The organism is Gluconacetobacter entanii (genome assembly GCF_003206495.1).
Taxonomy (GTDB): Bacteria; Pseudomonadota; Alphaproteobacteria; order Acetobacterales; family Acetobacteraceae; genus Novacetimonas; species Novacetimonas entanii.
The window spans coordinates 1-21649 of the sequence record NZ_NKUF01000045.1; the positions used below are offsets into that span (position 1 = coordinate 1).

Annotated in this window: 25 protein-coding genes and 2 pseudogenes; 23 read left to right on the forward strand and 4 right to left on the reverse strand. The window is 59.0% G+C overall.

Annotation, left to right across the window (positions count from 1 at the left end; all coding sequences use genetic code 11):
• Window positions 1-97 precede the first annotated feature (97 nt).
• A pseudogene (locus CFR72_RS13820) lies at window positions 98-634 on the forward strand (DUF932 domain-containing protein); the annotation flags it as partial.
• Window positions 635-711: 77 nt separating this feature from the next.
• Here the strand turns inward: CFR72_RS13820 and CFR72_RS13825 are convergent.
• Entirely contained in the window at window positions 712-987 is a 276-nt protein-coding gene (locus CFR72_RS13825; protein WP_110914488.1) for an HU family DNA-binding protein, read from the reverse strand.
• An 89-nt stretch (window positions 988-1076) separates the two neighbouring features.
• Between CFR72_RS13825 and CFR72_RS13830 the strand changes: the two genes are divergently transcribed.
• The 13 genes and pseudogenes from CFR72_RS13830 to CFR72_RS13890 all read left to right on the forward strand — a co-directional run bounded on the left by CFR72_RS13830 (window position 1077) and on the right by CFR72_RS13890 (window position 14555).
• Window positions 1077-2156 (forward strand): DUF7146 domain-containing protein, encoded by a 1080-nt coding sequence (locus tag CFR72_RS13830; RefSeq protein WP_110914489.1) that lies wholly within the window; start codon window positions 1077-1079, stop codon window positions 2154-2156.
• 314 nt (window positions 2157-2470) lie between these two features.
• Window positions 2471-4471 (forward strand): conjugal transfer protein TraG, encoded by a 2001-nt coding sequence (locus tag CFR72_RS13835; protein ID WP_167400404.1) that lies wholly within the window; start codon window positions 2471-2473, stop codon window positions 4469-4471.
• Window positions 4468-4890 (forward strand): CopG family transcriptional regulator, encoded by a 423-nt coding sequence (locus tag CFR72_RS13840; RefSeq protein WP_110914490.1) that lies wholly within the window; start codon window positions 4468-4470, stop codon window positions 4888-4890. Before CFR72_RS13835 ends, CFR72_RS13840 begins: the two co-directional genes overlap by 4 nt.
• Before the next feature lie 269 nt (window positions 4891-5159).
• Window positions 5160-6116: a P-type conjugative transfer ATPase TrbB gene (gene trbB, locus CFR72_RS13845; RefSeq protein WP_110914491.1), complete on the forward strand. Its 957-nt coding sequence runs from the start codon at window positions 5160-5162 to the stop codon at window positions 6114-6116.
• Complete coding sequence (locus CFR72_RS13850; RefSeq protein WP_110914492.1) at window positions 6113-6481, forward strand: TrbC/VirB2 family protein; 369 nt, start codon at window positions 6113-6115, stop codon at window positions 6479-6481. The genes trbB and CFR72_RS13850 overlap by 4 nt, the downstream gene beginning before the upstream one ends.
• Window positions 6481-6766, forward strand: a pseudogene (locus tag CFR72_RS13855) (VirB3 family type IV secretion system protein). The gene CFR72_RS13850 and the pseudogene CFR72_RS13855 overlap by 1 nt, the downstream one beginning before the upstream one ends.
• Before the next feature lie 13 nt (window positions 6767-6779).
• Window positions 6780-9233 (forward strand): conjugal transfer protein TrbE, encoded by a 2454-nt coding sequence (gene trbE, locus CFR72_RS13860; RefSeq protein WP_110914493.1) that lies wholly within the window; start codon window positions 6780-6782, stop codon window positions 9231-9233.
• Window positions 9230-10003, forward strand: coding sequence for a P-type conjugative transfer protein TrbJ (trbJ, locus tag CFR72_RS13865; protein ID WP_110914494.1), 774 nt, complete (start codon window positions 9230-9232; stop codon window positions 10001-10003). The genes trbE and trbJ overlap by 4 nt, the downstream gene beginning before the upstream one ends.
• Before the next feature lie 5 nt (window positions 10004-10008).
• The gene (gene trbL / locus CFR72_RS13870) at window positions 10009-11394 is read left to right on the forward strand and encodes a P-type conjugative transfer protein TrbL (RefSeq protein WP_110914509.1); all 1386 of its coding nucleotides are present in this window, start codon (window positions 10009-10011) and stop codon (window positions 11392-11394) included.
• Between the two features lie 5 nt (window positions 11395-11399).
• The gene (gene trbF / locus CFR72_RS13875; protein ID WP_110914495.1) at window positions 11400-12083 is read left to right on the forward strand and encodes a conjugal transfer protein TrbF; all 684 of its coding nucleotides are present in this window, start codon (window positions 11400-11402) and stop codon (window positions 12081-12083) included.
• Complete coding sequence (gene trbG, locus CFR72_RS13880; protein ID WP_110914496.1) at window positions 12080-13081, forward strand: P-type conjugative transfer protein TrbG; 1002 nt, start codon at window positions 12080-12082, stop codon at window positions 13079-13081. The genes trbF and trbG overlap by 4 nt, the downstream gene beginning before the upstream one ends.
• A complete protein-coding gene (locus CFR72_RS13885; protein WP_110914497.1) occupies window positions 13078-14286 on the forward strand; it encodes a TrbI/VirB10 family protein in 1209 nt (402 codons plus the stop codon). Before trbG ends, CFR72_RS13885 begins: the two co-directional genes overlap by 4 nt.
• Window positions 14283-14555 (forward strand): DUF2274 domain-containing protein, encoded by a 273-nt coding sequence (locus CFR72_RS13890; RefSeq protein WP_110914498.1) that lies wholly within the window; start codon window positions 14283-14285, stop codon window positions 14553-14555. The genes CFR72_RS13885 and CFR72_RS13890 overlap by 4 nt, the downstream gene beginning before the upstream one ends.
• Window positions 14556-14585: 30 nt before the next feature.
• On the opposite strand, the gene CFR72_RS13895 is transcribed toward CFR72_RS13890, so the two are convergent.
• The gene (locus tag CFR72_RS13895; protein WP_110914499.1) at window positions 14586-14885 is read right to left on the reverse strand and encodes a type II toxin-antitoxin system RelE/ParE family toxin; all 300 of its coding nucleotides are present in this window, start codon (window positions 14883-14885) and stop codon (window positions 14586-14588) included.
• The gene (locus CFR72_RS13900) at window positions 14872-15126 is read right to left on the reverse strand and encodes a type II toxin-antitoxin system ParD family antitoxin (RefSeq protein WP_110914500.1); all 255 of its coding nucleotides are present in this window, start codon (window positions 15124-15126) and stop codon (window positions 14872-14874) included. The genes CFR72_RS13895 and CFR72_RS13900 overlap by 14 nt, the downstream gene beginning before the upstream one ends.
• Window positions 15127-15449: 323 nt before the next feature.
• On the opposite strand from CFR72_RS13900, the gene CFR72_RS13905 reads away from it, so the two are divergent.
• The 5 genes from CFR72_RS13905 to CFR72_RS17300 all read left to right on the forward strand — a co-directional run bounded on the left by CFR72_RS13905 (window position 15450) and on the right by CFR72_RS17300 (window position 18633).
• Window positions 15450-15650, forward strand: a complete 201-nt coding sequence (locus CFR72_RS13905) for a type II toxin-antitoxin system CcdA family antitoxin (RefSeq protein WP_208630057.1) — start codon at window positions 15450-15452, stop codon at window positions 15648-15650.
• Entirely contained in the window at window positions 15651-15956 is a 306-nt protein-coding gene (locus tag CFR72_RS13910; protein ID WP_110914502.1) for a CcdB family protein, read from the forward strand. It begins immediately after the preceding gene.
• 643 nt (window positions 15957-16599) lie between these two features.
• Complete coding sequence (locus tag CFR72_RS17295) at window positions 16600-17199, forward strand: hypothetical protein (protein ID WP_141299444.1); 600 nt, start codon at window positions 16600-16602, stop codon at window positions 17197-17199.
• A gap of 3 nt (window positions 17200-17202) precedes the next feature.
• Complete coding sequence (locus CFR72_RS13915) at window positions 17203-17940, forward strand: dCTP deaminase domain-containing protein (RefSeq protein ID WP_208630056.1); 738 nt, start codon at window positions 17203-17205, stop codon at window positions 17938-17940.
• 60 nt (window positions 17941-18000) lie between these two features.
• Window positions 18001-18633, forward strand: a complete 633-nt coding sequence (locus tag CFR72_RS17300) for a hypothetical protein (RefSeq protein WP_146220742.1) — start codon at window positions 18001-18003, stop codon at window positions 18631-18633.
• A 483-nt stretch (window positions 18634-19116) separates the two neighbouring features.
• On the opposite strand, the gene CFR72_RS13920 is transcribed toward CFR72_RS17300, so the two are convergent.
• Window positions 19117-19773 carry an IS1595 family transposase gene (locus CFR72_RS13920; protein ID WP_110914504.1) on the reverse strand — a complete coding sequence of 219 codons (657 nt, stop codon included), beginning with the start codon at window positions 19771-19773 and terminating at the stop codon, window positions 19117-19119.
• A gap of 112 nt (window positions 19774-19885) precedes the next feature.
• Here CFR72_RS13920 and CFR72_RS13925 point away from each other — a divergent pair, with 112 nt between their 5' ends.
• From CFR72_RS13925 to CFR72_RS17305, 4 genes are read left to right on the forward strand one after another with little or no spacing between them, the layout of a single operon-like run.
• Window positions 19886-20188 (forward strand): hypothetical protein, encoded by a 303-nt coding sequence (locus CFR72_RS13925; protein ID WP_141299447.1) that lies wholly within the window; start codon window positions 19886-19888, stop codon window positions 20186-20188.
• The gene (locus CFR72_RS13930; RefSeq protein WP_110914506.1) at window positions 20185-20544 is read left to right on the forward strand and encodes a helix-turn-helix domain-containing protein; all 360 of its coding nucleotides are present in this window, start codon (window positions 20185-20187) and stop codon (window positions 20542-20544) included. Before CFR72_RS13925 ends, CFR72_RS13930 begins: the two co-directional genes overlap by 4 nt.
• Window position 20545: 1 nt before the next feature.
• Window positions 20546-21400, forward strand: a complete 855-nt coding sequence (locus tag CFR72_RS13935; RefSeq protein WP_167400405.1) for an ImmA/IrrE family metallo-endopeptidase — start codon at window positions 20546-20548, stop codon at window positions 21398-21400.
• Window positions 21393-21602: a hypothetical protein gene (locus CFR72_RS17305; protein ID WP_146220743.1), complete on the forward strand. Its 210-nt coding sequence runs from the start codon at window positions 21393-21395 to the stop codon at window positions 21600-21602. The genes CFR72_RS13935 and CFR72_RS17305 overlap by 8 nt, the downstream gene beginning before the upstream one ends.
• The last annotated feature ends 47 nt before the right edge of the window (window positions 21603-21649 follow it).

Below are 21649 nucleotides of genomic sequence, written 5' to 3' on the forward strand. Positions count from 1 at the left end.
GAGACAAGTGTAGGAGCCGGATGATGCGAAAGTATCAAGTCCGGTTCCGTGGGAGGGAGAGAAGTGATGTCACTGACCAGCTTCCTCCCTACCCGACGTGGACGACACGCACCCGATTGAAGCCGGGCGTCTGCCCAACGGCGATCCCGATCTCTATTTCCGGGGCTTCTACGCCTGGAATTCCGAAGTTGGTAGCAAGAGCCTCGGCATTGCCTCCTTCTACCTGCGCGGGGTGTGTCAAAACCGCATGCTCTGGGGCGTGGAAAATTTCGAACAGATCACGATCCGGCATAGCAAGTTTGCCGCCTCGCGCTTTGTGCATCAGGCGACACCGGCGCTCCGGAATTTCGCTACGGCCAGCCCGGCCTCGTTCGTCTCCGGCATTCAGGCGTCACGTCGTGCGCTGGTTGCCAGAACAGATGACGATCGGGAAAGTTTCCTGCGTCGTCGTGGGTTCTCCAAACCGGAAACCACCAGGATCATAGAAACGGTGCTGCACGAGGAAGGGCGCAAGCCTGAGAGCGTGTTCGATTTCGTGCAGGGGATCACGGCGCTGGCGCGAACGAAGACCAACCAGGACAAGCGGCTGGATCTGGAGGGCAGGGCACGCAGGTTGATGGAGAAGGTCGGATGAACGCGCCCATCATCAGAAAGTGGCATGATGGGGAAGGGGCGGCGGACAGGGTCCGACGCCTTTTGCCTGTCGGCAGGTCAGTCGTTCAGGCTGTCCTTGAGCGCCTTGGCAGGCGTGAAGGCCAGCTTGCGCGAGGCTGCGATCTGGATGGTCGCACCAGTGGCCGGGTTGCGGCCTTCGCGGGCGGCGACTTCTTTCACCTTGAACTTGCCGAAGTTCGGCAGGGTGATTTCATCACCGGCCCTGGCGGCGGCGGTCATCGCTTCGATCAGGGCGTCCAGCACCTTGCGGGTATCGGTTTTGCTCGTGTCGGTGGTGGTGGCGATATGATCGACCAGATCGGCAATCTTCATGAAACTATCCTTTTGCATTCGGGCCTGTGCCCGTTGCCTCTGCCGTTACGGGGGAATCATGGCGGCATCAAGCCTGTAGGGAGGGTGAGATGACCAATGCGCAGTCATGGGATGCTGGCGATCTGGCCCGCAGGCTGGCCGAAAATGCCGAGGCGGTGTGTCGCTATTACCTTTCAGCCGGGCGAAGGCATGGCAATTACTGGCTGGTCGGGGACGTCCACAACACGCCTGGGCGGTCGCTCTATGTCCGCCTGCATGGTGGTCTGGACGGGTGTGGCCGTACTGGGAAATGGACGGATGGTGCGACAGGGCAGCATGGCGATCTGCTCGACATCATCCGTGAAAGCCTCGGGCTGCTGGATTTTCGTGCTGTCGCCGATGAGGCCCGGCGCTTTCTCTGCCTGCCGCACTCCGCGCCACGATTGGTCATTGATCGCGGCGGTTCCCATGCGTTCAGCCACGATACTTCGGGGCAGGCATCTGGCACTGCAGACGCCGCACGTCGGCTCTGGGCCATGTCCCGCCCGATTGCGGGCACACTGGTGGAAATCTGGCTGCGGCATCGTGATCTGACCCGCCTGGCGGACCTGTCATCCCTGCGTTTCCACCCCGACTGCTACTATCGCGCCGATACCGACAGCCCGACCGAGACCTGGCCCGCGCTGATTGCAGCCGTGACCGACCTTGCTGGCAGCGTTACCGGCGTCCATCGCACCTGGCTGGTGCGGGACGGACGTGGCAAGGCGCCTGTCGCCATGCCACGTCGTGCGATGGGTGACCTGCTTGGCCACGCCGTACGCTTTGGCATGGTGTCCGACGTCTTGGCGGCGGGCGAGGGGATCGAGACGGTGCTGTCGCTCCATGAGGTCATGCCCTCTCTGCCACTGGCCGCCTGCCTGTCCTCGGCGCATCTCGCCGCCATGGCGTTTCCGCCCACGCTGCGCCGCCTCTACGTGCTGCGCGATGATGACCCGGCCGGGGAGCATGCGGTGACGACCCTGCAGGCCCGGACGCAGGAGGTCGGGATCGAGTGCCTCGTGCTGTTGCCGCGTCTGGCGGATTTCAACGATGATCTCCGCTACCTCGGGCGTGGGGCCATGCGGGCGATCCTGCATCCCCAGCTTGCCCCGCAGGACGTGGCGCGGTTCCTGCATCCGGTTACGCACTGAGGTGGGCCGGGAAGGGGGTGTGAGGTCCGCCTTCTTTCCCGTGTGGCGCGGGGTTGTCCTGTATCCGGATGAGGCGCGCCCGCGGCCTTTCTGGAAGGGGAGCGGGCGTCAGCCAGGCTGGGCCTGCAATGGCGGAGACGGCTATTTTCCGCCGCGCGTGCCGCGCTTTGCATCGCGAAGCAAAATAGCCGTCTGCCTGCCATCCTCCACTGCGTTCCGGCCGCGCGATGCGCGGTTCCGGCCCGGCCTTCGTCTGCCGCTTGCCGCCCCCGGAAAGGCCGCGAGGGGCGCGGTCAGAACCGGAGGACAGACCCATGACCCGCACACAGGACGATTTCGAACCCGTCCACGCCACTTCTTCCACCGCCCATGTGCTGGCCGAACTCCAGCTTTACGGCCACCGTCCCTTCGAGGATGAGCCGGACGCTAGGCCGCTGCCCGACGCCAGCCAGATCGAGGGTGCGGTGGCTGACATCTTCGACGCCCTGTCAGCCACGTTGACCGACACGCGGCTGGAACCCGATCTCGAACCGCTGCTCTGGTCCACGGTCAATGTCTTTCACCGCATGGTCGGGCAGGTAGAGCGTGATCTTGACCGCAACGAGCAGGCGCAGAAGCGCAGCCAGCAGGAACAGGATGGCAGCGCACGATGGGCGAGCGCCGAAGACCTGCAGAAATCCGGATTGCTCGATCCCGACGGCGTTGTGCTGGGCTGTCACCGCAAGACCTATCTTCGGCATAATGGCCCGGAGCACGTTCTGTGCTTCGCGCCCACACGCTCGGGCAAGGGCGTGGGTCTCGTCATCCCGACACTCCTGACCTGGCCGGGTTCGGCCATCGTGCATGACATCAAGGGGGAGAACTGGCAGGAGACCGCAGGCTTTCGGGGAACATTCAGCCGTGTCCTTCTGTTTGACCCCACCAATCCACGCTCGGATGCCTACAACCCCCTGCTGGAAATCCGCCGGGGTGAGTGGGAGGTGCGTGATGCCCAGAATGTGGCTGACGTGCTGGTCGATCCCGAGGGTTCGCTGGAACGCCGCAGCCACTGGGAAAAGACCAGCCATTCCCTTCTGGTCGGGGCCATCCTGCATGTCCTGTATGCGGAGAAGGACAAGACCCTCAGCGGGGTGGCAAATCTGCTTTCCGATCCAAAACGCCCGATCGAGACGACATTACGCGCCATGATGCGCACGAAGCATCTGGGAGAGGCGGGGCCGCACCCTGTGGTGGCGTCGGCCGCTCGGGAACTGCTCAACAAGTCTCCCAACGAACGGTCCGGTGTGTTGTCTACCGCCATGTCATTTCTAGGCTTGTATCGTGATCCGGTCGTGGCCAAGGTGACATCCCGCTGCACGTGGCGGATCACCGACATCGTGCGTGGCGGCCGCCCCACGACGCTCTATCTCAGCGTGCCGCCATCGGATATCAGCCGAACCAAGCCGCTGATCCGCCTGGTGCTCAACCAGATCGGTCGCCGCCTGACGGAAGACCTGCAGCACCAGAAGAAAAATCATCGCCTTCTGCTCATGCTGGATGAGTTTCCGGCACTCGGGCGCCTCGACTTTTTTGAAAGTGCGCTCGCCTTCATGGCGGGGTATGGCATCAAGGCCTTTCTGATTGCCCAGAGCCTCAACCAGATCGAGAAAGCCTATGGGCAGAACAATTCCATTCTCGACAACTGCCATGTCCGCGTCTGTTTCGCGACCAATGATGAGCGGACGGCGCGACGTGTGTCTGATGCCATTGGCACGGCCACAGAGGTCCGGGCACAGAAAAACTATGCGGGGCATCGCCTGTCGCCCTGGCTGGGGCATCTGATGGTCTCCCGGCAGGAAAGTGCCCGGCCTCTGCTGACGCCCGGCGAAATCATGCAGCTTCCACCCAGCGAAGAGGTTGTCATGGCGGCTGGCACACCGCCAGTGCGCGCCCGCAAGGCGCGTTATTATGCCGATCCGCGCCTGCAGGAACGCATTCTGCCGCCGCCTGCGCCTCGGTTGTCGGCGGAGGCTGCGGGCGCAGATGACTGGAGTGGCAGACCCACGCCAGACCAGATGCCTCCTGAAGATGAAGACACATTGGCTGGAACGTCTTCTGACGAACCGATGGGTGCAGGACAGAAGCAGACGCGCGAGTTTGATGCAGCCCACACACCGAAAGCGGAGCGGGGGCGGGACGAGCATGAACGCAAAAACCCGGACCTTGATCCCGATCATGCCGCCATGCGGGCCAGGCGGGAATTCGAGGATCTCCAGCGAATGACGCGGCTGGCTGCCTTGGATCGGGATGACGGCATGGAGATGGAAGGCCCATGAAACGAGCGCGCAGGAAGCAGCAGATTACGGTCTATCTGAACCCGGTTCTGGCGGAGACCCTCGGCGATCTCGCTACACGTCGTCGCCAGTCCCAGTCCATGCTGGTCGAAACGGCTCTGGCCGCCTTTCTTTCCCCAGAAGACGGAAAAGGTGAGGGGGCGCTGAACCGACGACTGGAACGGCTTGATCGCCGGATCGGTCACATGGAGCGAGACCTTGGGATCAACGTCGAGACACTGGCGCTTTTCATTCGCTTCTGGCTGCTTACAACGCCACCGTTGCCCGAACCGGTTGCGGCCGCTGCCCGCGCCCAGGCGACTGCGCGTTATGAACAGTTTATCGAGACGTTGGCGCGGCATTTAAGTACCGGACACCGTTTGCATCAGGATTTGAGTGGGGAGCAGGAAGTGCTTTCGTGACCGATATCGTAGGAGATGTGCCCTATACTGGTCTGTCTTAATCTTTATCTAAAAGCCTGCCGATTTGGAGTAATTAGGCAGCCTATCCCGACAATTATGCGTTACGCCACGCCCGTCCACGTCGGGCAAGAATCTGCTGTTGAAATTGGTCGGTGCATGCCTTTCCTAATACTTCCCGCAACTGATGGAAGTCCTTCTGTCAGCCAAGAAATGCGGGCAAGGTCATGTCTCACGTTTCGTCACGGCAAGGTCGCGCACGTGGTATTTCCATGCTGCGCACGGCTATGGGGACTGCCGTAGTCCACCATCTTTCGGATCCGTCCGTTATTGAAGTCATGCTCAATCCGGATGGGCGACTGTGGATCGATCGTCTGGCTGACGGCATGGCGGACACGGGCGACAGGATTACGTCAGCCGATGCCGAGCGCATTGTCCGTCTGGTGGCCCACCATGTCGGGGCAGAGGTGCATGGGGCAGCACCGCGCGTATCGGCCGAACTGCCGACCGGTGAGCGGTTCGAGGGGTTACTGCCGCCCGTGGTGACGGCCCCGAGTTTTGCCATCCGCAAACCCGCCGTCGCCGTGTTCACCCTCGATGACTATGTCGCTGCCGGGATCATGACGGAGGGGCAGGCAGTGTTTCTGCGTCGCGCTGTCGCCGAGCGGCAGAACATCCTCGTCGCGGGCGGCACGTCGACGGGCAAGACCACATTGGTCAACGCCCTGCTGGCCGAAGTCGCGAAAACCAGTGATCGCGTCGTGCTGATCGAGGACACGCGCGAACTGCAATGCACAGCGCCCAATCTCATAGCCCTGCGGACCCGCGAAGGTGTGATTACCCTTTCCGACCTTGTCCGGTCCGGTCTCCGTCTGCGTCCTGACCGTATTCCCATCGGTGAGGTGCGTGGGGCCGAAGCACTCGATCTGGTCAAGGCGTGGGGCACCGGCCATCCGGGCGGCATCGGTACACTACATGCCGGATCGGTGCTCGCTGCCCTGTATCGTCTGGAACAACTGATCCAGGAGGCGGTGGTTACCGTGCCGCGTGCCATGATCGCCGAAACTATCGACGTGATCGCCGTGCTCTCGGGGCGTGGTACAGCGCGCCGTCTGACCGAACTGGCGGAAATTGACGGTCTCGATCCCACGACCGGAGCCTATCGCATCCGCCCGGTCAACCTCTCTTCTTTCGAAACATCATTCTCTGCCAATGGAGAATCATCATGATGTCGCCGTCACGCAAGCGCACCGTCGTGTGCGCTGGAGCACGTCCTGACCGTCGTACGCCGGACTTTCGTGTGTTCGGAACATCCATGCTGCTGTCGCTTGTTTTCGCGTCATCGGCATGGGCGTCCGGCACCGGGATGCCGTGGGAAACACCGCTCAACGAGATCCTGGAATCCGTGCAGGGACCGGTGGCGAAGATCATCTCGGTGATCATCATCACCATTACCGGTCTGACCCTGGCCTTCGGCGAAACCTCGGGCGGGTTCCGTCGCCTGATCCAGATCGTCTTCGGACTCAGCATCGCTTTTGCGGCGTCCAGCTTCTTCCTGTCCTTCTTTTCCTTCTCGGGCGGAGCGCTAATCTGATGGCGGTTCTCTTCGATCCTGAAGCCGAGGCCGTGCCCGGCTATTTCGTGCCCGTGCATCGCTCCCTGACGGAGCCAATCCTGCTGGGTGGTGCGCCACGGGCCGTGGCCATCGCCAAACGGTACGCTGGCCTCCGCCATAGCCCTCGGCCTGCGGCTCTGGCTTGTCGGGGCGGTGTTCTGGATCGTGGGGCACACCCTCGCGGTCTGGGGGGCGAAGCGCGATCCGCTGTTCATTGAGGTGGGGCGACGGCATCTCCGCTACCCCGCCTGGCTTCGCGCATAGGGAGGGTCGGGCCATGATGTCCCTTGGTGAATATCGTAGCCGCGCCGCCGTCCTGTCCGACTTCCTGCCCTGGGCCGCGCTGGTCGGGGAAGGCGTGGTTCTGAACAAGGATGGTTCTTTCCAGCGCACGGCGCGCATCCGTGGTCCCGATCTGGACAGCGCCACTCCTGCCGAACTGGTGGGTGTGACGGGGCGGCTGAACAGCGCCCTGCGGCGTCTGGGTTCGGGCTGGGCCGTGTTTGTGGAGGCGCAGCGCACCCCGGCAACCCTCTATCCCGAGAGTGATTTCCCTGATGCCGCCAGCCAGATGGTCGATCTGGAACGCCGGGAAGCCTTCGAGGATGAAGGCGTGCATTTCGAGAGCCGGTATTTCCTGACGCTGGTCTGGCTGCCACCCGTGGAAACCTCGGGCCGTGCCGAGCGCCTGCTCTATGAAGGCATGGAGCGCGACGGGCATGATCCGCAGGGTCTGGTCAGGGGCTTTATCGACCGGACTGACCGTCTGCTGGCCCTGCTGGACGGTTTCATGCCCGAGGCCGCCTGGCTGAATGACGTCGAGACGCTTACCTACCTGCATTCCACCATCTCGACCCGCAGCCAGAGGGTACGCGTGCCGGAAATTCCGATGCACCTCGACGCCCTGCTGGTGGATCAGCCCTTGGCAGGCGGTCTGGAGCCTAAACTGGGCAGTGCCTTCCTCAAAACCCTGACGATCACGGGTTTTCCCAGCCGGACCTTTCCCGGCATTCTGGATGACCTGAACCGTCTGGCCATTCCCTATCGCTGGTCCACGCGGGCGATCCTGCTGGACAAGACCGATGCCACAAAGGTGCTGACGAAGATCCGTCGCCAGTGGTTCGCCAAGCGGAAATCCATCGTCGCCATCATCCGCGAGGTCATGACCAACGAGGCCTCGGTATTGGTGGACAATGACGCTGCCAACAAGGCGGCCGATGCCGATCTGGCTTTGCAATCGCTGGGCGCCGACGATGTCGGGCAGGCCTATATCACTGCGACCGTCACGGTGTGGGATGGCTCTGTCTCGATCGCGGCCGAGAAGCTGCGTCTGGTCGAAAAGATCATTCAGGGGCGTGACTTCACCTGCATGGCGGAAAGCCTCAACGCGGTGGAGGCGTGGCTGGGATCATTACCCGGTCATGTCTACGCCAATGTGCGCCAGCCCCCGGTTTCAACCCTGAACCTTGCGCACATGATTCCGCTTTCTGCTGTCTGGGCCGGCCCTGAACGGGACGGGCATTTCAACGCACCCCCATTGTTTTACGGCAAGACAGCCGGGGCCACGCCCTTCCGGTTTTCCCTGCATGTTGGTGATGTCGGCCATACCTTGATCGCCGGACCGACAGGGGCGGGGAAGTCCGTGCTGCTGGCGCTCATGGTGCTGCAGTTCCGCCGCTATGCGGGTGCGCAGGTCTTCGTCTTCGATTTTGGCGGCTCGCTGCGGGCCGCGACACTGGCGATGGCCTGGGACTGGCATGATCTCGGTGGAGGCCTGACGGAACAGGAGGGCGCAGATCATGGGGCAGGCGAACAGGGTAGCGGCGTCTCGCTTCAGCCGCTGGCCCGTATCGACGATCCGACCGAACGGGCCTGGGCGTCGGAATGGCTGGGGCAGATCCTCGTCCGGGAAGGCGTCATCCTGATACCGGAGGTAAAATCCTATCTCTGGTCAGCCCTGAATTCCCTGGCATCGTCGCCCGCTCATGAACGGACCCTGTCAGGCGTGGTGGCGCTGCTTCAGTCCAACGCCCTCAAGCAGGCGCTGGCTCCCTATTGCCTTGGTGGTCCTTATGGCCGCCTGCTCGACGCGGACGCTGAGCGGCTGGGTGAGGCCGACGTCGTGGTGTTCGAGACCGAAGGTCTGATCGGCTCCGGCGCGGCGTCATCGGTTCTCTCGTATCTGTTCCATCGCATCGAAGGCCGTCTGTATGGGCGTCCGACGCTGCTGGTCATCGACGAGGGCTGGCTAGTTCTGGATGATGGCGATTTCGCAGGGCAACTCCGGGAGTGGCTGAAAACCCTGCGCAAGAAGAACGCCTCGGTGGTGTTTGCCACCCAGAGCCTGTCCGATATCGCCAATTCCTCCATTGCTCCGGCGGTGGTGGAGAGCTGTCCCACGCGGATCTTCCTGCCCAACGAGCGGGCGATTGAGCCGCAGATCGCGGCCATCTACCGTGATTTCGGGCTGAACGAGCGGCAGATCACCATCATCGCCCGTGCCGCGTCGAAGCGGGAATATTACTGCCAGATCCGGCGCGGCAATCGCCTGTTCGAACTGGGGCTCGGGCCGGTCGCACTCGCCCTGTGCGCGGCATCCGGGAAGGATGACCACCGTCTGATCGATCAGGTGCTGGCGGAACATGGGCGGGACGGTTTTCTCCCGGCCTGGTTCGAGGCGCGGGGTGTCATGTGGGCGGCGGACCTCCTGCGGGAAGGAGCCGTGCCATGACGGAAAAATCTTTCCGTATCCGGGCAAGACATTTCCGTCCTGGGTATGCCGCGGCTGTTGGCGCCACTCTGGTTTTTCTCATGCCGGTTGTGCCTGCTTCTGCGCAGTGGGCGGTCTATGACGGAGCCAACCATGTCCAGAATGTTCTCATCGCGGCACGGACCCTCCAGCAGATCGATAATCAGATCACGTCGCGGGCCAATCAGGCCCAGATGCTTGTCAATCAGGGCCGCAATCTGGCGAGCCTGCCCCTTTCGACTCTCTCGACGCTGCAATCGACGATTTCCCAGACCACGGCACTGCTCGCGCAGGCGCAGAACATCGCCTACAGCGTCCAGTCCGTCGAGCAGCAGTATCAGCAGGCCTACACATCCGTCTCGTCGAGCATGTCCGACAGCGCCCTGTTCAGCCAGGCGCAGACACGGTGGCAGAATTCCGTGGGCGGGTTTGAGGACGCGCTGAAACTGCAGGCGCGTGTCGTGGGGAACATTCCTTCCGACAGCAGCGCCATGACCCAGCTTGTCTCGGCCAGCCAGAGTTCCACAGGTGCCCTGCAGGCAGCGCAGGCCGGCAATCAGCTTCTGGCACTTCAGTCGCGCCAGTTGTCCGACATCCAGGCGGAGCTTGCCGCCAACGGCAGGGCTACAGCGCTGGAGCGGGCGCGAAATGCGGCGACGGAAGCGGAGAGCGAGGCGCAGTACCAGCATTTCGCGCAGCATGACGCCTACACTCCCGGCACGGTGTCCATGTTCGGCAGCAGCGGGAAATGACCGCCATGGCCATGAACGATGTCGGCGTCATCGACACCTTTCTGAACACCTTCACCACCACCATCGATACCGGTTTCGGTCTGGTGAAGGGGAGTATGATTTCGTTCGCGGGGTCGCTCTCTGTGCTGGATATGGCGCTGGCGGGCCTGTTCTGGGCCTGGGCGGCGGACGAGGATGTCATCCAGCGTCTGGTGAAAAAGACCCTCTATATCGGGTTCTTTTCCTTCCTGATCAGCAATTTTTCCAGCCTGTCGAAGACCGTCTTTGACAGTTTCGCAGCCCTTGGCCTGAAAGCTGGTGGGGGCACGCTGTCGTTGGACCAGTTCCTGCGGCCCGGTCGGCTGGCCCAGACCGGGTTCGATGCGGCACAGCCTCTTCTGGACTCAGTCCATAAACTGCTTGGTCCTGTCGCTTTCTTTTCTAATTTTGCGCAGATCTTCGTGCTCTGTCTGTCCTGGCTGATCGTGCTGGCGGCGTTCTTCATTCTCGCCGTGCAGCTCTTTGTCGCCCTGATCGAATTCAAGCTGACCACGCTGGCAGGGTTTGTGCTGATCCCGTTTGCCCTGTTCAACCGTACGGCTTTTCTTGCCGAAAAGGTCATGGGCAATGTCGTCTCCTCGGGCGTAAAGATCATGGTACTGGCCGTGATTAGCGGCATTGCCGCGACGTTGTTCGGCCAGTTCACCACCTCCTATGGCGATGTGCAGCCCACGGTCGGGCAGGCCCTGTCCGTGGTTATCGCCTCACTGGCCATTGTGGGCCTTGCAATTTTCGGGGGCAGTCTGGCCAACGGGCTGATCGCTGGTGCTCCCCAGCTTGGCGCGGGAGCCGCTGTCGGCACGGGCATGGCCGTCGCCGGTATGGGGGCTGCTGCCGTGGCTGGTGTCGGCGCGGCTGTTTCTGGTGGTGGGGCAGCCCTGGCCGCCACGGCAGCGGCCGCGCGGGGAGGGGCCGCCGTAGCAGGTGCCGCATCCACGGCTTACACGCTCGGGTCCGCGACCGCAGCCGGCGGGAGTGCCGGTGCCCGGATGGCTGCTGGTGTGGGCGGCATCGGTCGGGCGGCCGGGTCTGCGGTCGCAGGCGCTGTGAAGAACAAGGCCGCCAGTGCGGCCAGCGCCATGAAGGACAGCTTCTCATCGGGCAGCAAGGCGGCCTTTACCGCGACTGGTGGTCGGACAACCGGTTCGGGTGGTGGCGCTGCTGAGACGGGGGCGTCGGCAGGCGGAACGGGGTCATCCTCGTCAGCATCATCCGCCAGTGAGCCACCGCGCTGGGCGCGCGGGATGAAGCGCCGGCAGGCCGCGACCCATGCCGCCGAGGCTGCCCATGTCATCCGCTCCGCCGATGGCGGGGGCGGATCTTCCTCAATCGATCTGTCGGAAAAGGAATGAGGACGATGTTCCGTCGCTCCACGGTGCGCTACGGCACGACGCCGGAGCCGGTTACTCCCTATCAGAAAGCCGCCCAGATATGGGATGAACGCATCGGTTCCGCCCGCGTGCAGGCCCGCAACTGGCGGCTGATGGCGTTTGGCAGCCTGTTCCTGTCAGCAGGCCTCGGGACCGGGCTGGTCTGGCAGTCCGCACGCGGCACCATCACGCCGTGGGTCGTGCAGGTGGACCGTCTGGGCGAGGCGCAGGTCGTGGCACCCGCAACAGCCGCCTATGTGCCCACTGACCCGCAGATCGCCTGGTATCTGGCCCGGTTCATCGAGGATGTCCGCAGCCTGTCCTCCGATCCCGTGGTGGTGCGGCAGGACTGGCTGCGCGCCTACGCTTTCACCACCACGTCCGGTGCGCAGGCGCTCAACGATTATGCCCGTCAGAACGATCCCTTTGCCCGCATCGGGCATGAGCAGGTCGAACTGGACGTGTCGTCCGTCATCCGGGCGTCGCCCGCGAGTTTCCGGATCGCCTGGGTCGAGCGCCATTTCCGCGACGGGGCGTTCGTTGGCACCGAGCGCTGGACCGCGATTGTCTCGGTCCGGCTCAGCCCACCCCGTGATGCCGACCATCTTCGGAAAAATCCCCTTGGTGTTTTTGTCTCTGCCATCAACTGGTCGAAGGAGCTGGGCCAATGATTCGTCGCGCTCTTCGTGTCTTGCCGCTGCTGATCCTGCCCCTGGCTGGATGCGCGCAGCATTACCATCCGCCGGTCATCCGCTACGATGACGCTGTTCAGGCGACACGTCTGCCGGACCCGCCAAAACCGGTGCGGGTGGTGGAAGTCCCGAAACCGCTTCCCTTGCCGGGACAGCTCAAGCCGTTGCCCTCACGACGTGCGGTCCATCCGGCCCCCGAAGTCGCCGACCCCACAGCGCGTGTAACGCAGGCCAATCTGGCCGCGCGCATCCAGCCCACGCGAGCCGGGTTCATCAATGCGGTACAGGTCTATCCCTATTCTCCGGGTGCCCTCTATCAGGTGTACACCTCGCCCGGCGAAATCACAGACATCATGCTCCAGCAGGGTGAAAAGCTGGTCGGCACCGGGCCGGTTGCTGCCGGTGATACGGTGCGCTGGATCATTGGCGATACCGAAAGCGGGGCAGGGGCGACGAAGCGTATCCATATTCTGGTCAAGCCGACCCGACCGGACCTTACGACCAATCTGATCGTCAACACGGATCGGCGGACCTACTTGGCGGAACTGCGCTCTACACCAGCGACGTATATGGCGTCGGTGTCGTGGGACTATCCTGAAGATAACCTGATTGCCCTGCATCGGCAGGACAGTGCGACCGATGATGCTGCCCCTGTGGATGCAGGGCTGGATTTGAATGCGCTGAATTTCCGCTATGTCATCCAGCCGGTGAAAGGCGGCACGCCGCCCTGGCTGCCCGGCCGGGCGTTCGATGACGGCCACAAGGTCTACATCGCCTTTCCGGCCGGCATAGGGCAGGGGGAACTGCCGCCTCTGTTCGTGCTGGGAGCCGATGGCGGTCCGGAACTGGTCAATTACCAGGTGCGGCAGAACTGGATGATCGTCGATCGCCTGTTTGCCGCTGCGGAACTGCGTCTGGGCGACAAACACTCCGAGCAGCGGGTGCGCATCGTCCGCACCGATGGACGGCGGACATGACGGACGGGCAGGAAAAACACCGGGACGAAAGAGGGGAAGGCAGCACAGAAAATGCATCCCCAGCGGTTCCGTCATCGCCGCCCGATCTGCGTCTGCGGGCGGAACGACCGCGTGTCGTGCGTCTGTCGCGCTATGTTGTCTGGGGGCTGGCGGGCACGGGTATGATCGGGATCGGTCTGGCGCTGGGCTACGCGCTGCAGAATTCCGCCCGGCAGGGGCCCACGTCCGCCGTGCAGGATTCTGATGCGCGACCTTCGGCCGATGGGCTTGATGCCCTGCCGAAGGATTATACCGGCGTGCCCAGACTGGGGTCGCCTTTGCCCGGTGATCTGGGCAAACCGATCCTGAAGGCACAGCAGGAAGGCAGGGCCGGACCGGTTTCCGGCATGGGTGACCGGCGCGCCGAACAGGAAGTCGAGGCAGCCATCGCCAGCAAGCTGTTCGTGCAGACGCAGGATGCCGGGCGGCAGGACAGCGTGTCTACCCCTGCGTTGCCCGCAACCGGGGATAACGCTCCGGCTGCCCCAGCGGGCACAAACGACCGGCAGGCCGCCAACCGCACCTTTCTGGCTGGACAGCCCGATCGTGTGACGGTTAGCCTGGATCGCCTGACCCTGCCTGTTTCCCCATATGTCATTCAGGCGGGAACAGTGATCGCGGGCGCGCTCAACTCGAAGGTTAGTTCGGATCTGCCGGGGCAATTGATCGGGCATGTGACCCAGAACGTCTATGACAGCCCGACCGGACGCTACCTGCTTGTGCCGCAGGGCAGTACACTTTTCGGCACCTATAACAGCAGCGTCTCGTTCGGGCAGCAGCGCACGCAGGTGATCTGGACCCGTCTCATCCGTCCCGATGGCGAGAGCATTGTGCTCGACAGGATCCCGGGTGCCGATGCGATCGGTCAGACCGGACTCAAGGATATGGTGGACCAGCACTGGGGCCAGCTTTTCCGGGCAGCATTGGTGACAACCATGCTGAGCGTCGGCTCTGAAGCCGGGACATCATGGGGTGAGAACAACCTGCTTCAGGCGATCCGCAGCGGCGCCAGCAACGGGTTTTCCATGGTGGGAAACCGCCTGATCGACCGCAGCATGGATATCCAGCCCACGCTGACCGACCGGCCGGGCCTGCCGTTCACCCTGATCGTCAATCGTGATCTGGTTCTGAAACCCTGGCATCCGCATGCAGGAGCAGCGCCATGACAAAACTCCGTATCAGCACCATTCCTGACAGTCGGCCGGTCAAGCTGACCATCGAACTGCCTGCTGAGATACATCGTGACCTGCTGCTGTATGCGGAACTGGTCTCGGGAAAAGCAGGTGAGGCGGCAGATGCCATCCCCGATGCGGCTAGGCTGGTGCCGCTCATGGTCGGGCGTTTCATGGAGACTGATCGGGTCTTTCAGAAACAGCGGCGGGACAGAAAACCGGCACCTGCCGCGGGAACGACAGGCGTTTCCAGCGAACGGTAAAGCAGGTTTGGTGCCGCAGTAGCAGCGTTGTCAGTCTGTTTCCATAAGATGATCCCAGCGCCGTAGTCGTGGCAGCACGCGGACGATCAGAACCCCGTCGTCGTCAATGAGATAGAGGATATGGTGAGCCCGATGACGGTGAAGCCGTATCGGTGGGTCGAACTCGCGACGTTCCGGCGCAAGCTGCGGATGTGAGGCAATAAGGTCGAACGCGTCCGCCAGCTCCGCATGGTAGATTTCGGCCTGCCGTGGCCCAAAATCCCTCACACCCTGAATGTAGATGCTGATGATGTCATCTTCGGCGAGCCGTGTCTTTCTACAGGTCGGCATCCGTCGTCCCGGCAGTCGCGCGAGCATCCTGCAGCAACTGCTTCATGCTTCTGCTCCCGACGCTGCTCTGCAGACCGGCCGTGATGTGGTCCTGAACCTCATCATGCGCCGCACGGGCCTCCTGATCACGCCGGATCAGGTCGCGGACATAGTCGCTCGCATTGCTGTAGCGTCCTGTCCTGGCCTGAGCCTCCACCCATTCCTTCATGGGGTCCGGCAGGGATACGTTCATTGTTGCCATCGGCGCCTCCTAACCTAGATATGACAATCTTTGCCAATTCTTGTCAATAAAATTGGGATTGGAGCAGGGTATTCCAGTTCCAGATAGCAGGCTGCGTCTAGATGTGATCATTTATGGCACCATGGCGAAGCCGTCCGCCTCATGTCGGTTATAAGAAAAGCCGTTGATACCCCTAGGAGGTCTTCAGAAAGAGGTCATACCTTCGTGCAAAATATAGATATACAAATGCGCATAAACATGCGCTATATCGCGGTTGCTAGTATATTAGGAGCAAAGCTATGGTTCGCGTGCATTCCGGCACTCCATCACGTCGCCCCACAAATGTGACGCTACCCGTTCAGTTGCTCGAAGAAGCCAAGTCGTTAGATCTCAACATATCGCAGGCCTGCGAGCAGGGGCTTAAGTCAGCGATCGCATCAATCCATGCTCAGCAATGGCTGGCAGACAATCGCGCTTCCCTCGAAGCCTCACGGCAGTATGTTGAAGAGAACGGGCTTCCCCTGGCGGGCTATCGGAACTTCTAAGTGGCCCGTTTTGATGTGTATCGTCTGGCCGGACGGGGAGAAGCACGTTTCGTTCTGGATGTGCAGGCAGATCTTCTGGACGCCTTGGGTACCCGTGTCGTTGTTCCGCTGCTGCCACAGGAAACCGCACCAAATCCTGCAAAGAGGTTGAACCCGGTGTTTATGGTTGACGACTGTCCCGTTGTCATGATGACGCAGTTTATGGCCGCAGTTCCTGACCGTGACCTGAAGAAGATCATTGCTTCATTGTCGCTTTGTCAGGACGAAATTACTCAGGCGCTTGATCTGCTTCTCACAGGTTTCTGAAACGCGACGATGATCGGCTTACGGCCTCATCTCGGGCATTCATGCGGTAGGTACAGTGTCCCGAAAACCGACATTAGCTACGCGATTGGACTTGAAGGGATCCTGCACAATTCTAGCTGTCCCCCTGGACGATCGAGCGGTGACATGTCATCGGGGAATGACGCTTAACGCAGGGTTCCAGCGTCGCAATGGTGATCGCCGGGGACAATATTCGTTCCTTGCTACTTAATCATCCAATCTGCTCAGACGCGTAAGTCACTGTTCAACGTCAAATAAATTAGGTTGATTTATGTCAATCCCTCCAGACACCACAGGAAAGAGAGAATTACAGATGGCTAATCAAAACCATGAGGTTTTAGAGTCCTCCACGTTCTTCTATGATTCTGCCTGACGAGTTGAGTAGCGACGGCGCCTAGAGGTTTTCACGGAAAGAGACGCCATTGGTTAGTAGTGTGCGATAAATAGCCGATGAAACGGTCAAATCCGACGTCACATTATCGTATCGAGCCATAGGGATTTTGCTACGGATGAACCAATAGGCCTTATATGAGTTCCCGTGTTGCTTCGGATCATGTTATTCTCGGCGAAGATGGAAGTGGGCGTGGCGAAATGTCTAAACTTTTGTGTCAATATTAGAGTGGCTATGAGCGTAGAACTGACAACCATAAATGTGGAGAAGAATATGCCAAATAAATCAGAGGTTATAAATAATTGGCCTCCGCTCACAGCTGAGACACTCGATGCCATGCAGCGAGAGCAACTTTATCATGACGAAACATATCATCGCGAAATTAGTCGTTTATCCGTAAAAGGGCGCGTGACTCATATGACATTGCACTTTGCGAAATATGCGGGATACCTTGAAGAAGATCAAGGAAACGACAAATTTCGCCGAACTGTAACCGATTTATTTGTAATTGGCATGTCCGTATTGAATGGCTTTAATGTTCGCGCGTACACATCTTTAGAGTCATTGGGGCCACTGAATTATACTTCAAAAGACGAGTTAAAGCGAACCGTAACTATTATGACAGGACGGATGGCAGCGGCCTGCGAGCGACTTGATCATCTGGAAGATTTTCCATACCGTCGGATTTTGCAGGATGCTGCCATATCAATTACCGCTGCCGCACTAGCTACAGCATGTCATTATGGATGGTCAATGCCCTCTCTAGTTTACGAACGACTTCAGCCGATTAAAGAAAAATCAATATTTTTTAATAAAAATCGTGATGGACGGTAAATAATGACATTTTGGAGCGGTGAAAAATTAGCAGAGACCGGAGAGAGTATCAATCTCGTCACTCCATTCGAGCCAAAACAAATAGATTGCTCGTCATACACTTTAACACTTGGGCCAGAATGTTTTGTAACGCCAAGCTTTGGTGATAATGAGCCTAACCTTAAGCAACAGTTAGACTCGGTACGCACAATAACAGTTGGAGGTGAACAACTACCACTGACAGGCGGCGAAATGATTATTCCCGCAGGTCAATTTGCTTTTTTGCTTACCGAAGAAGTCATTAAAATTCCTTCAAACGCAATGGGATTTATCTCATTGAAGTCCCACGTTAAATGGAAGGGCCTGATTAATGTTTCAGGATTTCATGTTGATCCTGGCTTTCAAGGGCGCTTGATTTACTCGGTTTATAATGCTGGTCCCTCAAATATACATCTGGCGAGAGGTGAAAAGTTATTTCTACTTTGGGTGGCTGATCTTGATCAAACATCTGGCGAAGAATATCTTTACAAAAAACCACCAGTAGGAGAGATTTCTTTATCTCTGATTTCTGAAGTGGATCGCCCCCTGCATTCACTGCAGAGCCTCTCTGAAACAGTAGAAAAGCTACGAAATGAAATCTCGCTCCTGTATAGAGTCTTAGCCGCTCTGGGCGTAATCGCCGGCCTAGCCTTGGCTGGTTGGGCCCTTTTTCCAAGTGGTAATGATGCGAACAACAAACCGGCAGCGATAGATGGATCCTGATAACATTAATAAAAGATATTTTATACGCTAATACTAACAATAATTATAGAGGTGCTTGCTTTGAAACTTTCTGATGCTACGGTTATTTCATATACCATAAAACAGATTCTCTACGCAATTGCAGTGCTTTTCTTATCTTTAGCTGTAGATTACTCGATACGTTTCACAACTAGAGACAGGAAGGTAAGCCCTCCAATCGAAACATCTGAAAAAATGAATGATATATCCAGCTTAACATTGGGTCGACGGATAATAATAAGAAAAAAAACCTCGGATAATAACATTACGTGTATTGAGCCTACCCCAATAGGGAAAACCGTTTTTATTTCTCCTGGAAAAGAGAGATTCGTGACGACTTCCACCCCGGTTCCGCCTCCATTACAAGAAATAGGGTGGAACCTTTGCATTGCTTATATGAACGGAGCTATAACAAAAGACCAATATGCAAGCAGTCTGATGAACGCTATTGATCTAGAATCATCACCTTCCAAAGACACTGACCAAAGCAAGTGTGACGACGATAAAAAAATATCATCCGATATGAAATTGATCCAAATACCAAGAGGCCCCAACGGACACTATCTGGCAACGAAAAAAAATCGTCCACCACCCATGAAAAATAATTGCCAGTCCATAAAGCCTGAAAAACACTCCAACCTCTCGACAACATCCGTGTCTCAATCTTCACCTTAACAGTCAGCCCCTGCCTGGCCTTGATTTGGCGTCTGTGATGCTGTCGTTCATGTTATGATCGGGGAATGGGCGCGAAGGTAATCGCCCCGTTTAATCCGGTGCTGATGTTCAACATCTTGGTCGCTCAGGAAGCGCAAGCAGGACCGTTTGTATGGGCACAGCGGGGGCCGCCCGCGCCACAATGACAGTCGAACTGGCCTTTATCATCTGGAGCATGCCCGCCTCTTGTTCCTTGAGGCGACCAACGCCACCGCGTAGAGGGCCAGAACGGATCAACTATTACAGTCGCGCTAGAAGCGGTACAGAAGATATCCAGACAATCTGGCAGTCATAGTCCCAAGGGCACAAAAGCGGCCCTTCGATCTCGCCACGTTCCACACTGCGCAGCGACCGTCTTAGTGGATCTCGAGCGATCTCGCATAGGACAGGCGTCATGCGCTTTAATTTTTGGGGCTGGCATAGGTAAGGATTGTTTGGAACGGTTCAGGTGGGCAGTCTAGCCCCTTGAGTGAGGATTTTCAGGAGTTTTGCAGGCGAGCGGATGTTGAAGCGCCACTCGCACTCGGCCAGGAAGAGATGGAAGTCCTTGCGTGGTATTCCATTGTATCGCCGCAGATGCCGTTTCGCCTGGCTCCAGAAATTCTCGATGCCGTTGATATGGTTTCTGCCCAGGGCAAGATGCCTGCTGTGGTCGATGCGTTCGTGATGAAATTCCGAGACATCCAGTTTGTCGTAAGCATGCCAGGGATCGCTATAAACAATTGAATCCGGCTGCACTTTCTTTCGAATGATCGACATCAGCGTCTGATGCCCAGCATTGGGGATCATGACGGCATGGACGCGGCCATGCCGTTTCAGCAGGCCAAAGACAGCCACTTTCCCGGCAGCGCCGCGGCCCCGTTTTCCTTTGCGATGTTCACCGAAATAGCTCTCATCGACTTCGATTTCACCCGAGACCGGTGCCTCATGAGTAATCTGTTCTGCGATGATCTCTCGCAATTTCCGGTAATACAGGGTTGCTGTATTACGATTGACGCCTACAAGTTCGGCAGCACTCCGGGCTGGCGTGCCCGCAACGAAGTGCTCCAGAAGGCGCTTTTGGATGCTGACAGGCAGCCGGCTGCGACGACGTGCTTTCATGCGACATATCAAGCCTTTGTTGGCTTACCTATGCCAGCCCCTAATTTTTTTTATTACACCCCTTGCACTTACAATAGGTAAGATTATCTTACTGTCTGTAAGGAAGGTGTCTATGACTCTAGATGAAGCCAGAGCGGCGATCGTCAAGACGCTGCAGAAAGTTCAAGACGCAAGTGGATTATCTTGTCCTGTCTTGAAGGGTGGCGACGTGCCCCGAAGGGTTCTCGAACAGTTCGACAGTACGGTATGGCCAGTGGCGACATCATGGATAGCCAAGGAGCTTGGAGTGACGATTGAGAATGACGTTCATCTGTTCGGAGGAAAAAATGGGGGACCACTGCTGACAATCAACCAGTCGGCCGAAGTGATTTGCGCTCATATCGCCGACCGCAACCTTGCGGTGGCCGCGGAATGAGCACCGAGATCGAACAGCGTCGGCTCATCGCTCAGCGTCTCCGGGAAGCTCGTCAGCTCGCCGGTCTCAGCCAGGGGCAGGTTGCCAAGATGATGGGTATGCATCGTCCCACCATTAGTGAGATTGAGGCCGGTAACCGCCGTGTCTCGGCGGATGAAATCGCACGTTTCGCCGACATCTACGACGTAAGCACCGGTTATTTGCTTGGCAACACGCCCGACAAACTGGCGGTAGATGATCCAAAACTGCAACTCGCGGCACGAGAGCTCGCCAAACTGTCCCCTGACGCGCTTGACGGCCTGCTACGCGCGCTTGCTGCGGTGCGTACCGAAAGTGATGATAAGGCCAAGGACTGATATGAACCGCCGGATGCTCATTCTCAATGGCGCTCAGGCGGCGTCCGACGTACGCGATCAACTCGGTCTTGATCTGCTCGTGCCCGTCGATCCGTACGCGATTGCCCAGGATCTCGGCATTCGCGTCCGTTTTTTACCGGTAAGCATGGAGGGATTCTACCAGAAGGGAAATCCGCCCCGCATCATGCTTTCCGCACTGCGACCTCTTGCACGCAAGGCTTTTACCTGCGCGCATGAAATCGGGCACCACTGGTTCGGCCACGGCTCGACCATAGACGAGCTCAGGGCAGATGACCGTCAGGATTCGGAAATTCCTGAGGAGGTCCTGGCCAATGCCTTTGCGGCCTTTTTGTTGATGCCTACGATCGCCGTTCGTGGCGCCTTCAACCGACGCGGCTGGAAGCCGGCGACCGCCAACCCATTGCAGATCCTCACCATCGCTAATGAATTTGGCGTTGGTTACGAGACGTTGCTTACGCACGTGTCGGTCACGCTGAACGACATGCCTCACCGCATGCGCATGGAATTGGGTAAATGGACGCCTCAGCGCATCCGCAAGGGACTGCTTGGCCATGACGATGCTGATGGTCTTGTCATCCTCGACGACAAGCAGCGTTCTCCGGCAGTTGATCTTGATGAGGGCTACGCACTCGCTGTTCCGACAGGAGCAAACATTCAGGGCGGGGCCCTAACCAAGAGCAAGAGCCAGGCAATCGAAGGTTTCGACATCTACGACGCAGTTGCTCGTGGGCGCGCCACTATCAGCACCAATGCCTGGCAAACTGAGGCGCGTATCGCGCCAGCAAACTTTGTGGGTGCTGCCAACTATCGCTTCCTGGAGGACCCCGATGGCTAAGCTCGCCGCACCGGAAACCATTGTCGCTACCAATCTGTCGCTCGGCTGGGCGGCAGTGCTTAATCGTCTTGCACGCCCGGGCGTGGAAGCGATCTCACCCCTGAGCCTTTCGATCACCGGCTTTGGTGACGATGGCGTCGCGACCGAAGTCAGAAGTGGTCCCCATTTTTCGGACAGGGCGATAAGCTATCATCTGGCCTGAACGAGGACGGGTTTTATGGGCAAGGTTACGCGGAAACGGTATGCGGC

Bases quoted from the DNA above. Each gene is read 5' to 3' on its own strand.
- CFR72_RS17305 (WP_146220743.1), top strand. From the start codon at position 21,393: ATGGCTAAGCTCGCCGCACCGGAAACCATTGTCGCTACCAATCTGTCG.
- trbE (WP_110914493.1), top strand. From the start codon at position 6,780: ATGATGTCCCTTGGTGAATATCGTAGCCGCGCCGCCGTCCTGTCCGAC.
- trbJ (WP_110914494.1), top strand. From the start codon at position 9,230: ATGACGGAAAAATCTTTCCGTATCCGGGCAAGACATTTCCGTCCTGGG.
- trbG (WP_110914496.1), top strand. From the start codon at position 12,080: ATGATTCGTCGCGCTCTTCGTGTCTTGCCGCTGCTGATCCTGCCCCTG.
- CFR72_RS13930 (WP_110914506.1), top strand. From the start codon at position 20,185: ATGAGCACCGAGATCGAACAGCGTCGGCTCATCGCTCAGCGTCTCCGG.
- CFR72_RS13850 (WP_110914492.1), top strand. From the start codon at position 6,113: ATGATGTCGCCGTCACGCAAGCGCACCGTCGTGTGCGCTGGAGCACGT.
- CFR72_RS13830 (WP_110914489.1), top strand. From the start codon at position 1,077: ATGACCAATGCGCAGTCATGGGATGCTGGCGATCTGGCCCGCAGGCTG.
- CFR72_RS13840 (WP_110914490.1), top strand. From the start codon at position 4,468: ATGAAACGAGCGCGCAGGAAGCAGCAGATTACGGTCTATCTGAACCCG.
- CFR72_RS17295 (WP_141299444.1), top strand. From the start codon at position 16,600: ATGAGCGTAGAACTGACAACCATAAATGTGGAGAAGAATATGCCAAAT.
- CFR72_RS13835 (WP_167400404.1), top strand. From the start codon at position 2,471: ATGACCCGCACACAGGACGATTTCGAACCCGTCCACGCCACTTCTTCC.
- CFR72_RS13890 (WP_110914498.1), top strand. From the start codon at position 14,283: ATGACAAAACTCCGTATCAGCACCATTCCTGACAGTCGGCCGGTCAAG.
- CFR72_RS13925 (WP_141299447.1), top strand. From the start codon at position 19,886: ATGACTCTAGATGAAGCCAGAGCGGCGATCGTCAAGACGCTGCAGAAA.
- CFR72_RS13885 (WP_110914497.1), top strand. From the start codon at position 13,078: ATGACGGACGGGCAGGAAAAACACCGGGACGAAAGAGGGGAAGGCAGC.
- trbF (WP_110914495.1), top strand. From the start codon at position 11,400: ATGTTCCGTCGCTCCACGGTGCGCTACGGCACGACGCCGGAGCCGGTT.
- CFR72_RS13920 (WP_110914504.1), bottom strand. From the start codon at position 19,773: ATGAAAGCACGTCGTCGCAGCCGGCTGCCTGTCAGCATCCAAAAGCGC.
- trbL (WP_110914509.1), top strand. From the start codon at position 10,009: ATGGCCATGAACGATGTCGGCGTCATCGACACCTTTCTGAACACCTTC.
- CFR72_RS13895 (WP_110914499.1), bottom strand. From the start codon at position 14,885: ATGCCGACCTGTAGAAAGACACGGCTCGCCGAAGATGACATCATCAGC.
- CFR72_RS13825 (WP_110914488.1), bottom strand. From the start codon at position 987: ATGAAGATTGCCGATCTGGTCGATCATATCGCCACCACCACCGACACG.
- CFR72_RS13915 (WP_208630056.1), top strand. From the start codon at position 17,203: ATGACATTTTGGAGCGGTGAAAAATTAGCAGAGACCGGAGAGAGTATC.
- CFR72_RS13935 (WP_167400405.1), top strand. From the start codon at position 20,546: ATGAACCGCCGGATGCTCATTCTCAATGGCGCTCAGGCGGCGTCCGAC.
- CFR72_RS13900 (WP_110914500.1), bottom strand. From the start codon at position 15,126: ATGGCAACAATGAACGTATCCCTGCCGGACCCCATGAAGGAATGGGTG.
- trbB (WP_110914491.1), top strand. From the start codon at position 5,160: ATGCTGCGCACGGCTATGGGGACTGCCGTAGTCCACCATCTTTCGGAT.